The organism is Streptococcus oralis SK304, assembly GCF_000287715.1.
Taxonomy (GTDB): Bacteria; Bacillota; Bacilli; order Lactobacillales; family Streptococcaceae; genus Streptococcus; species Streptococcus oralis_Y.
Window position 1 is genome coordinate 72,823 of sequence record NZ_ALJN01000022.1, and the last position, 11,887, is coordinate 84,709.

At 40.4% G+C, this 11,887-nt stretch carries 12 protein-coding genes; all 12 read left to right on the plus strand.

The genetic code is table 11. From position 1 onward, the window contains the following. Positions 1–9 precede the first annotated feature (9 nt). Positions 10–1,347, plus strand: coding sequence for a PFL family protein (locus tag HMPREF1125_RS11775; RefSeq protein WP_000354869.1), 1,338 nt, complete (start codon positions 10–12; stop codon positions 1,345–1,347). Between the two features lie 235 nt (positions 1,348–1,582). Further along, a complete protein-coding gene (locus HMPREF1125_RS11780) occupies positions 1,583–2,278 on the plus strand; it encodes a histidine phosphatase family protein (protein WP_000049296.1) in 696 nt (231 codons plus the stop codon). A 155-nt stretch (positions 2,279–2,433) separates the two neighbouring features. Next, the gene (leuS, locus tag HMPREF1125_RS11785) at positions 2,434–4,935 is read left to right on the plus strand and encodes a leucine--tRNA ligase (protein ID WP_000011737.1); all 2,502 of its coding nucleotides are present in this window, start codon (positions 2,434–2,436) and stop codon (positions 4,933–4,935) included. Between the two features lie 260 nt (positions 4,936–5,195). Beyond that, positions 5,196–5,651, plus strand: a complete 456-nt coding sequence (locus HMPREF1125_RS11790; RefSeq protein ID WP_000358212.1) for a MarR family winged helix-turn-helix transcriptional regulator — start codon at positions 5,196–5,198, stop codon at positions 5,649–5,651. A gap of 55 nt (positions 5,652–5,706) precedes the next feature. Beyond that, positions 5,707–6,939: an acyl-CoA thioesterase/BAAT N-terminal domain-containing protein gene (locus HMPREF1125_RS11795; protein ID WP_000115704.1), complete on the plus strand. Its 1,233-nt coding sequence runs from the start codon at positions 5,707–5,709 to the stop codon at positions 6,937–6,939. 139 nt (positions 6,940–7,078) lie between these two features. Then, entirely contained in the window at positions 7,079–7,492 is a 414-nt protein-coding gene (locus tag HMPREF1125_RS11800) for a YjdF family protein (protein WP_000407103.1), read from the plus strand. Between the two features lie 493 nt (positions 7,493–7,985). After that, entirely contained in the window at positions 7,986–8,852 is an 867-nt protein-coding gene (locus HMPREF1125_RS11805) for an ABC transporter ATP-binding protein (protein WP_000602878.1), read from the plus strand. Next, positions 8,852–9,694: an ABC transporter permease gene (locus HMPREF1125_RS11810; RefSeq protein ID WP_000561015.1), complete on the plus strand. Its 843-nt coding sequence runs from the start codon at positions 8,852–8,854 to the stop codon at positions 9,692–9,694. The genes HMPREF1125_RS11805 and HMPREF1125_RS11810 overlap by 1 nt, the downstream gene beginning before the upstream one ends. 18 nt (positions 9,695–9,712) lie before the next feature. Continuing rightward, positions 9,713–10,168, plus strand: coding sequence for a LytTR family DNA-binding domain-containing protein (locus tag HMPREF1125_RS11815; protein ID WP_000701932.1), 456 nt, complete (start codon positions 9,713–9,715; stop codon positions 10,166–10,168). Positions 10,169–10,177: 9 nt separating this feature from the next. Further along, the gene (locus HMPREF1125_RS11820; RefSeq protein ID WP_000825486.1) at positions 10,178–10,597 is read left to right on the plus strand and encodes a DUF3021 domain-containing protein; all 420 of its coding nucleotides are present in this window, start codon (positions 10,178–10,180) and stop codon (positions 10,595–10,597) included. 93 nt (positions 10,598–10,690) lie between these two features. Beyond that, the gene (locus HMPREF1125_RS11825) at positions 10,691–11,386 is read left to right on the plus strand and encodes a GNAT family N-acetyltransferase (RefSeq protein ID WP_001144926.1); all 696 of its coding nucleotides are present in this window, start codon (positions 10,691–10,693) and stop codon (positions 11,384–11,386) included. Positions 11,387–11,397: 11 nt separating this feature from the next. Next, a complete protein-coding gene (locus HMPREF1125_RS11830; protein ID WP_000628702.1) occupies positions 11,398–11,814 on the plus strand; it encodes a GNAT family N-acetyltransferase in 417 nt (138 codons plus the stop codon). Positions 11,815–11,887: the final 73 nt, after the last annotated feature.

Below are 11,887 nucleotides of genomic sequence, written 5' to 3' on the forward strand. Positions count from 1 at the left end.
GAGGTCATCATGGATATTAGACAAGTTACTGAAACAATTGCCATGATCGAGGAGCAGAACTTCGATATCAGAACCATCACCATGGGGATTTCCCTTTTGGACTGTATTGATCCTGACATAGAATGTGCTGCTGATAAGATTTACCAAAAGATCACTACTAAAGCTGCAAATCTAGTGGCTGTGGGAGATGAAATTGCTGCGGAACTAGGGATTCCTATTGTTAATAAACGGGTATCGGTGACTCCGATTTCATTGATTGGTGCTGCGACTGATGCGACAGACTATGTTGTTTTGGCAAAGGCTCTTGATAGGGCGGCTAAGGAGATCGGTGTTGACTTTATTGGTGGATTCTCAGCTTTGGTACAAAAAGGCTACCAAAAAGGAGATGAAATTCTCATCAATTCTATCCCACGCGCTCTAGCTGAGACAGACAAGGTTTGTTCGTCTGTTAATATTGGCTCGACCAAGTCAGGTATCAACATGACTGCAGTTGCAGATATGGGACGTATCGTCAAGGAAACAGCGAACTTATCAGATATGGGAGCTGCCAAATTAGTCGTATTTGCGAACGCTGTTGAGGACAATCCTTTTATGGCGGGGGCCTTTCATGGTGTCGGTGAAGCAGATGTCATCATCAATGTTGGAGTTTCGGGTCCTGGTGTTGTCAAACGCGCCTTGGAGAAAGTTCGTGGTCAGAGTTTTGATGTAGTAGCTGAGACGGTTAAGAAAACAGCCTTTAAGATCACTCGTATTGGTCAGCTAGTTGGTCAAATGGCAAGTGAACGGCTTGGTGTTGACTTTGGAATTGTCGACCTAAGTCTTGCGCCTACTCCTGCGGTTGGTGATTCTGTGGCTCGTGTCCTTGAGGAAATGGGCCTAGAAACAGTTGGTACGCATGGGACGACGGCTGCCCTCGCTCTTTTGAATGACCAAGTTAAAAAGGGCGGAGTGATGGCTTGTAACCAGGTTGGTGGCTTGTCTGGCGCTTTTATCCCCGTTTCTGAAGATGAGGGGATGATTGCTGCGGTGCAAGATGGCTCTCTGAATTTAGAGAAACTAGAAGCCATGACGGCTATCTGTTCTGTTGGGCTGGATATGATTGCCATTCCGGAAGATACGCCTGCTGAAACCATTGCAGCTATGATTGCGGATGAGGCGGCAATCGGTGTTATTAACATGAAAACAACGGCTGTCCGTATTATTCCAAAGGGCAAAGAAGGCAATATGATTGAGTTTGGAGGCTTGCTAGGGACAGCTCCAGTGATGAAGGTTAACGGGGCTTCGTCTGTCGATTTCATCTCTCGCGGTGGCCAAATCCCAGCTCCAATCCATAGTTTTAAAAATTAATAAAAAGTGAGTGGATTTAAGATGAGTTTAAGGATAACTGTGTATACTATAATCATTAAATAAAGACCTCCTAACTTTATTTAATAGAAATCCTAAACTTTTTCATAATAATCTTCTAGGGAAGCTACCATGAGGGTAGCTTTTCTTTTGGATAATTTACAAATGTTGGCTTTGCTTTTGAAAGCCGAATATTTCTTTGATCCATGATATAATAGAAGAAAATGGAGGTTAGAAAATGTCTAAAGTAAGATTGTACGTGGTCCGTCATGGGAAAACGATGTTTAACACGATTGGACGTGCTCAAGGATGGAGTGATACGCCTCTAACCGCAGAAGGTGAGTTGGGAATCCATGAACTGGGAATTGGCTTGAGAGAGTCTGGTTTGCAATTTGACCGAGCTTATTCCAGTGATTCAGGTCGAACTATTCAAACCATGGGAATTATCCTAGAAGAACTTGGCCTGCAGGGAAAAATCCCTTACCGCATGGACAAGCGGATCCGTGAGTGGTGCTTTGGTAGCTTTGATGGAGCCTATGATGGGGACCTCTTTATGGGGTTGATTCCTCGTATTTTTAATGTGGACCATGTTCATCAGTTGTCCTATGCAGAGCTAGCAGAAGGTCTAGTTGAGGTTGATACTGCAGGCTGGGCAGAAGGTTGGGAAAAACTCAGTGGTCGAATCAAGGAAGGCTTTGAAGCGATTGCCAAAGAGATGGAAGAACAAGGTGGGGGCAATGCTCTTGTCGTCAGCCATGGAATGACCATTGGTACCATTGTTTATCTGATTAATGGCATGCATCCGCATGGTCTGGATAATGGTAGTGTGACCATCCTTGAATATGAGAACGGCCAGTTTACGGTCCAAGTCGTTGGAGACCGTAGCTATCGAGAGCTCGGACGTGAGAAGATGGAAGAGACAAATAATCAATAGAAGTTAGCTCCGATTAGGAGCTAATTTTTTCCTGTTAAATAAGTTGGATTTGTGACTCAGTATTTCTTGTTATCCAAGTCTAAAAGAACATTTCTCGTCTTTCAAATTCCCCCAAAAATGGTATAATAGTAACATCATAAAATTGGAGAAATAGCATGAGTTTTTACAATCATAAAGAAATTGAGCCTAAGTGGCAGGGCTACTGGGCAGAACATCATACATTTAAGACAGGAACAGACGCATCAAAACCGAAGTTTTATGCTCTCGATATGTTCCCATATCCATCAGGAGCTGGATTGCACGTAGGACACCCAGAAGGTTATACAGCAACCGATATCCTCAGCCGTTACAAACGTGCGCAAGGATACAACGTCCTTCACCCAATGGGATGGGATGCCTTTGGTTTGCCTGCAGAGCAATACGCTATGGATACGGGGAATGACCCAGCAGAATTTACAGCGGAAAACATTGCCAACTTCAAACGTCAAATCAATGCACTTGGATTCTCTTATGACTGGGATCGTGAAGTCAACACAACAGATCCAAACTACTACAAATGGACTCAGTGGATTTTCACCAAACTTTACGAAAAAGGATTGGCCTATGAAGCGGAAGTGCCAGTAAACTGGGTCGAAGAATTGGGAACGGCCATTGCCAACGAAGAAGTCCTTCCTGACGGAACTTCTGAGCGTGGAGGCTATCCAGTTGTCCGCAAACCAATGCGCCAATGGATGCTTAAAATTACGGCCTATGCAGAGCGCTTGCTCAATGACTTGGATGAGTTGGATTGGCCAGAGTCTATCAAGGATATGCAACGCAACTGGATCGGTAAATCAACTGGTGCTAATGTAACTTTTAAAGTTAAGGGAACAGACAAGGAATTTACAGTCTTTACCACTCGTCCTGATACTCTTTTCGGTGCGACTTTCACCGTTTTGGCTCCTGAGCATGAACTAGTAGATGCCATCACAAGTCCAGAACAAGCTGAGGCAGTAGCTGACTACAAACACCAAGCTAGTCTCAAGTCTGACTTGGCTCGTACCGACCTTGCCAAGGAAAAAACAGGGGTTTGGACGGGTGCTTATGCCATCAACCCTGTCAATGGCAAAGAAATTCCAATCTGGATTGCCGACTATGTTCTTGCTAGCTATGGTACAGGCGCGGTAATGGCTGTTCCAGCCCACGACCAACGTGACTGGGAATTCGCCAAACAATTTGACCTTCCAATCGTAGAAGTGCTTGAAGGTGGAAACGTTGAAGAATCTGCCTATACTGAAGATGGTCTTCATGTCAATTCAGACTTCCTAGATGGACTAAACAAAGAAGAAGCGATTGCTAAAATTGTGGCTTGGTTGGAAGAAAAAGGCTGCGGTCAAGAAAAAGTCACCTACCGTCTCCGCGACTGGCTCTTTAGCCGTCAACGTTACTGGGGTGAGCCAATTCCAATCATTCATTGGGAAGATGGAACTTCAACAGCCGTTCCTGAAAGTGAATTGCCACTTGTCTTACCAGTAACCAAGGATATCCGCCCTTCAGGTACTGGTGAAAGTCCACTAGCTAACTTGACAGACTGGTTGGAAGTGACGCGTGAAGATGGTGTTAAAGGTCGTCGTGAAACCAACACCATGCCACAATGGGCAGGTTCGAGTTGGTACTACCTCCGCTATATTGATCCACACAATACTGAGAAATTGGCCGATGAGGATCTCCTCAAACAATGGTTGCCAGTAGATATCTACGTGGGTGGTGCAGAGCATGCTGTACTTCACTTGCTCTACGCTCGTTTCTGGCACAAATTCCTCTATGACCTCGGTGTTGTTCCGACTAAGGAACCATTCCAAAAACTCTTTAACCAAGGGATGATTTTGGGAACAAGCTACCGTGACCACCGTGGAGCTCTTGTAGCGACTGATAAGGTTGAAAAACGTGACGGTTCCTTCTTCCATGCGGAAACAGGAGAAGAACTGGAGCAAGCACCAGCCAAGATGTCTAAATCGCTCAAGAACGTTGTCAACCCAGACGATGTGGTGGAACAATATGGTGCCGATACCCTTCGTGTTTATGAAATGTTCATGGGGCCACTCGATGCTTCCATCGCTTGGTCTGAGGAAGGTCTGGAAGGAAGTCGTAAATTCCTAGACCGTGTTTACCGTTTGATTACAAGTAAAGAAATTGTTGCGGAAAATAATGGTGCTCTTGACAAGGTTTACAATGAAACCGTTAAAGCTGTCACAGAGCAAATCGAATCCATGAAATTCAACACAGCCATTGCCCAACTTATGGTCTTTGTCAACGCTGCTAATAAGGAAGACAAACTCTATGTGGACTATGCCAAAGGCTTTATCCAATTGATTGCCCCATTTGCACCTCACTTGGCAGAAGAACTCTGGCAAACAGTTGCAGCAACGGGTGAGTCCATCTCTTACGTAACTTGGCCAACATGGGACGAAAGCAAATTGGTTGAAGACGAAATCGAAATCGTCGTCCAAATTAAAGGAAAAGTTCGTGCCAAACTCATGGTCGTTAAAGACCTATCACGCGAAGAATTGCAAAAAATCGCTCTGGCTGACGAAAAAGTCAAAGCGGAGATTGACGGTAAGGAAATCGTGAAGGTGATTGCAGTACCTAACAAACTCGTTAATATCGTCGTTAAATAACGAGTTTATTAGCTCTATCTGCCACCTTCAATAGTCTATTAGACTATTGAAGCTAACTAAATTGGTTAATATTGTTGTGAAATAACCAATTTAGTTGCTGATTTCCAACCTCAAACAGTTCCCCAAACTGTTTGAGTCAACTAAACTCGTTAATATCGTTGTGAAATAAGATAGGAATCCTTCAGAGTAGAATCTGGAGGATTTTTATTTGACAAGAAGTTTCTATTTTGTTAATATAATTAACAAAGAAAAGAGAGATTATGGATAAAAAAGAATTTATTACATTTAATAATCGTTTCAATAGATTTATTTTAGCATTTGAACAGCTAAAAAAAAATCAACATAAAATTAGTATTGACAAATCCATTACGTTGAATGAGGTACATTTGATTGTTGTGATTGGGAAAAATCAGCCCTTAAATCTAGTGAAATTATCTGAATTATTAAAAGTTTCGAGAAGTGCAATAACTCAAAGTGTTAGGAGATTAATTCAAAAAAATTTAGTTGTTTTTGATTTTGCTCCGAATAATGGGAAAAATAAATATTTGAGATTATCTGAAAAAGGCATCGAAGTTTTTAAAATCCATAAGGAGCAACAAGCATATATTGAAGAATCAGTTTTTTCAGTTTTAGACAACTATAGCGAGGAGGAGCTTCAAACAGTTGTGAAATTGATGGATGATATTGAAAATGTATGGGGAGGATTACCGTGGTAAAAGTCGCGGTAAATTTTAAATTTAGTTGTTAAGCATATTAACAAAAGGAGAAGATATGAGTGTAAACATTGAACTGATTTCACAAACTGACTTAGCAGATGAATCTTTTTATATTACTATCAATGGTTTAGAACCAAGGACAAGGTATTGTGTAGAAATGTACCTGTCCGATTATTACTGTATAAATGCTCCCTTATTTTTAGATCATGATGTTGTGTGGAAATCAACCGCAATTTTTTTATCTGATCAGGGCGGTATGATTGATACCTCTCAGACAGCAGCTATTTCAGGATCTTATAAAGGGGTTTCAGAAATGGGCTTGTTCTTTAATGCGAAACCGTTGAAAAATAGGAAAAGGAGATTACCCAGTTCTCTTGATAGAATTCCATTGCGAGATTGTTTTGGTGTTGAAATTAAAATCAGGCTGGGGAAAGATGTGGTCGCGGAGCAAAGTTTTGTAAGGCGTTATATGAATCTGGGAATAAGGTATCAAGATATTTATGATAAGCATTTTCAAGGTCGATTATTTTATGATGAAAAGTTAAGAAAGGCACCGGCCGTGATTATTGTTAGTGGTAGTGAGGGAAGAATTGAAAAAGCTCAGAATATTGCCCAACTTTTATCTTCTAGAGGCTATATTTGTCTTGCGATAGCTTATTTTGGTTTAGAGGGATTACCCCACAATTTAGAACGAATTCCGATAGAATGTCTGGAGGAAGCGAAAGATTTTCTATATCATCATCCTCAAGTTGATAATACAAAAATAGGAATATATGGTCGTTCTAAAGGAGCAGAGCTTGTTCTGGCTGGACAAAGTATTTTGGATGATGTGCAATGTTTGGTACTCAATTCCCCCTCAAATGTAATATTTGAGGGAATAAAGGGAAAACTCAACTCTCATTCATCTTCTTGGACATATTTGCAAAAAGAACTTCCGTATCAAAAATTTCAACTAGGAAATTATTTGTTAAACAAGTTTTTTGGAAAACATATTTCTGAAGATAGTAGGGCTCAGATTGATGTGAGTAAAATTACCTCTCCTTTATTATTACTAGGAAGCGATGTTGATGAAATATGGGATGCGTCATCCGCGATAGATGATATTATTTCACATTATAAAGGGAAATCCATTTTGTTTAAAAAATACCATGAAACGGGGCATATGTTAACGGTTGCTTATCAACCGAATCATCGTTATCGAAAAGATTGGCGCTTATTAATGAAAGAAAGTGTAGACTCTTGGTTTGCCACGATAAATTTTTTTGATACACATCTGAAAAATTTGTAGATAGTGCTGAACCGTGCTATAATAGTCCCAACTAAGATAAAAACACAGTTCTGGTTGGTAGTCCAGACGTAGGCAAGCCTATCAGTAACCTTCCTCCTTGGTTGTCCATTCTTAGGGATAGATTTAAGGAGGTGCTGTCGTGGAAATTGTTTCAATTGGCTTGACAGTTTATTTTGAAGATGGATTTTGGCATGGATTGTTTGAACAAGAGTATGAGGGAACTTATCAAGTTTGTCGTGTGACATTTGGTCAGGAACCAAAAGAGGATGAAATTTTGAAACTTTTACAGACTCAGTTTGTTCGGTTATCTTTTAGTCCAGAGGCAACAGTCAAACAGCATGTGAAGATTAAGAATCCGAAGCGTCTGCAGCGAGCTGTAAAGAAACAGGTGAAGCAGAAAGTTTCTTCTAAGTCACAAGAACTTTTACAGTTGCAGTTTGAGGAACGAAAAAAGCATTCAAAACAACAGTCTAGTCTCCAAAAGCAATTGCTCAAGCAAGAGAAATTTGAACGCAAACAGCAAAAACGTAGAGAGAAGCACAAGGGGCACTAGTAGCTTTCTCTTCCATAAAATAGAACAGCTCTTCTTGGATAACAAGAGCTGTTTTTGCTTGTATTGAAGATTTCTTTCCTAATAGATAGACTTATCGTTAATGGCAGTTTCAAATTCAGGACCATACTTGCTTGCTTCAAATTCAATCCTGCCCCATTCATCATTTTCATTTTACTAGAAGGGAGTGTGTGCCATGATTTCTGATTCATTTTTTATTGCTTGGTTTAGCGAGAACAATACTATTGACTCCTGGATTTTTCTGCCGGATGCTATAGAATACCTCTTTTGTAGCGCATGTTTTAAAAAATAATGTTTGGTTGTAAGTGATTTTAAACTTCCTTTAGTGATTCGATAGGAGAAAAACGAGCCTGCTCTACTTTAACTTAACCCCATTATTTTACCACTTGGCCTTTCATTTTAACTGCTTATCTCAAAAGTCGATTTTTCTTTCATTCTTTTTGTTAAACTAGTGAGGTAAAGAGGAGGGGAAAATATGATCTTACAAGCTAAACATTTGACTAAACGGTATGGCAATCATATGGCTGTTGACGATATTCAGTTAGAGTTTGAAAAAGGAAGTTTCAATGCTATTTTGGGACCCAATGGTGCAGGGAAATCAACCACTATTTCCATGTTAATCGGTTTGAAAAAGCCGACACAAGGTCAGATTCGATATGCGCCAAATACGAAAATCGGAGTTGTTTTTCAAGCTAGTGTACTGGATGAGATGTTGACGGTTAGGGAAAATCTCACGATTCGTGCTCAACAGTATAAGGAGATTGCAGCAAGTCGTGTGGATGATTTGATTCATCAACTGGGTTTGACTGCTTTCCAGAAACAACTCTATGGAACTTTGTCAGGTGGGCAAAAACGTCGGGTTGATATTGCGCGTGCTCTTCTTTCGCGACCAGATATTCTTTTCTTGGATGAACCAACGACAGGTCTTGATATTCAGACTCGCAAATCCATCTGGGATCTACTGTATCGACTACAAAAGGATGAAGGGATGACTATTATCTTAACGACTCATTATCTGGATGAAGCGGATGAAGCGGATCGAATCTATATCGTTGATCATGGAAAAGTGATTGCGGAAGGTTCTGCGACTGCTATTAAAAGTCAGTATGCATCTAATATCCTAAAAATTCGTTTTAAGGAAATGAAGGATCTAGAAAAGTTGCTACAGACTGGAATGACAGTAGAGGAAGAAAATGAGTTGGAATATCTTTTTTATCCAAGGACGCCACAGGAAGCCATTGAATATTTGGCAAAAGTTCGAGAAGAAATTGATTATTTTGAGTTTCGTCCGGGTACTATGGATGATGCCTTTATTGCACTTACAGGAAGAGAGGTTCGCTAATGATAGCTTTATTGAAACGGAATTTTATCTTATATTTTCGTAATCGTTCGGGAGTATTTTTCTCATTATTGGGGGCATTGATTTCCTTCCTCCTTTATATCATTTTTTTGCAGAAGAATTTGACGGATGCTTGGTCCCAACTCCCTAATAGTACGAACCTTTTAAACAACTGGCTGATGGGTGGGACCTTGGCTGTGACTGGGATGACAACCAGTTTTACGGCTCTTACACAAATGGTACAGGATCGTGAAAATCAAGTGGATCAAGATCTCTTCTTGACAGATTTAGGTAACTGGGGCTTACAGACGTCCTATCTAATCAGTAGTATTGTCATTTCTTTTGTCATGCAGGTGTTTATGTATGCTGTTATGAGTTTTTATTTTAAAGAGAGCCCAGTTATCAGTCATTTACCGGAAATCGCTTTGATTATGTTGTTAAGCAGTCTGCTTTCAAGTTTGGTAAATGTTCTCTTGATTTACCGTTTTCAATCTGTAGATAGCCTTGGGAAACTGGCAACGATAGTGGGAACTGCTTCTGGATTTTTAGTAGGAACTTATATCCCCATTGGAGTATTACCTGATTCTGCACAGCTTTTCATGAAATGTACCCCTGCAACTTATATTGCTTCTCTCTATCGACAAGTCTTGATGAAAGAGCGGTTAGAGACCGCATTTTCAGGAAACAACAGTCTGTTACAGGAATTTCAAGAAAAAATGGGAATCCAAATCAACTGGCAAGAACTATTGACAAAGGGAGAAACATACTTTATAGTGGTTATTATCAGTCTCGTCGCTATTCTTCTTTGGCTTTTATTTGTTAAAGTGTTTAGCAAGAGAAAATAAAGATGTATTGGAGAGAAAATGAAGATTCGTTTTGAAATGAAGACAGAGTTTTCAGAAAAAGACCCACACATTTTAATTCAGGCAGCTCAGTTAACCGACCAAGCAAGAGAGGTCATGGAGTATTTAGAACAATTTTCAACGACCAATCATGTGGTTATTCCTATTCGAACGGATGATCATCTGGTTATGGTGAAAATTGAGGATCTTATTCTAGCAGATATCGATAAGAATTTGTTGACCATTTATACGGTAGACGGGATTTATAAAACTAAGGAAACATTGACAAACTTTCAGAATCGGATTAACCGGCGTAACTTTATACAGATATCGCGTCATTCAATTATAAACATTGACCATTTAGAGTCATTATCGGATAGCTTTTCAGGGAACATGATGGCTAAGATGACTCGGGGTCTCAAATCGAGTGTGAGTCGGAAATACGTTAAGTCCTTAATGGATTATCTAGGTTTATAGGAGAAAATCATGAAACGATTGATTGCTTATTTTGTATCGGGAATGCGTACGGCCTCCTTTGTTTATTTGAGTTTGGTGTTATTGGCTCAGTTTTATTCAGGTATTACCTATCCCGCACCAACGACAAAAAATATTCTAGCTTTGTTTTTGATGAGTGGAATTATGGGGGTATTGACCTTAATCCTTGAAAGGCTAGAGTTTCTTGCTTATAGTATGCGTGTGGGAGTTCATTTATTAGCGACAGCTACTATTCTAGTATTGACCTACCTATTTTTTGGCTGGGGTTCAGCATTGTTGAGTCCCTTGCTTTGGTTCTTTTTCTTATTAATTTATGGACTGATATGGTTGTACCAGATCTGGCAAACTCACAAACTAACCCAACGAATTAATCAAGCCTTAGAAGATAAAAGAAAGAAAACGAATCACTAATGTAGTGAGTGGATGAGGTTTGAGGAGAACGCTAGTTTCCATATAGAGCAATTTAGGATATAGTATTTTCAGTGTAAAACAAGGAGAAAAACGATGCCAGTAAACGAATATGGTCAGATGATTGGTGAGTCAATGGAAGGTTATACTCCAGGTGAATTGCCTTCCATTGATTTCTTAGAAGGGCGCTACGCTCGGATAGAGGCTCTTTCGGTGGAAAAGCATGAAGAGGATTTGCTAGCTGTTTATGGTCCAGATACACCTCGGGAGATGTGGACCTACCTCTTTCAGGAACCAGTGGCAGATATGGAGGAACTGGTTACCGTCTTAAATCAGATGTTAACTCGTAAGGACCGTTTTTACTACGTGATTATAGACAAGGCAACTGGTAAGGCTTTGGGAACTTTTTCTCTCATGCGCATTGACCAGAATAACCGAGTAATAGAAGTGGGTGCCGTCACTTTTTCTCCTGCTCTTATGGGGACGAGGATAGGAACAGAAGCTCAGTATCTCCTAGCGCGATATGTTTTTGAGGAGCTCAACTATCGTCGCTATGAGTGGAAATGCGATGCTCTAAATTTGCCATCCAGACGAGCTGCGGAACGTTTGGGCTTTGTCTATGAAGGAACTTTCCGTCAGGCAGTCGTTTATAAGGGGCGTACGAGAGATACGGATTGGCTCTCTATGATTGATAAGGACTGGCCTCAAGTTAAAGCTCGTTTGGAAGCATGGCTGGCTCCTGAAAATTTTGATAAAAATGGACGACAGTACAAGAGCTTGAGAGAACTTTAAGAGGTGTTGGGATGATAACTATTAGAAGGCAAGAAATCGTCAAGCTAGAGGATGTTCTGCATCTCTATCAGGCAGTTGGATGGACAAATTATACACATCAACCTCAGATGTTGGAGAAGGCCTTATCTAACTCATTAGCGATTTATCTGGCATTTGATGGCGATGCCGTGGTGGGCTTGGTTCGTTTGGTCGGAGATGGTTTTTCATCGATTTTTGTCCAGGATTTGATTGTTTTGCCTAGCTATCAGCGCCAAGGGATTGGTAGCGACTTGATGAAAGAGGCTTTAGGTGACTTCAAAGATGCCTATCAAGTCCAACTAGTGACCGAACAGACAGAAAAAACCTTGGGATTCTATCGTTCTCTGGGATTTGAAACCTTATCTACTTATGATTGTACAGGCATGATTTGGGTGGATCGAAAAAGATAAATAAATCATTTTTTCTTAAGTAAAGTTTAAGCCTTTTCCTGTATTATATAATCATTAAATAAAGACCTCCTAA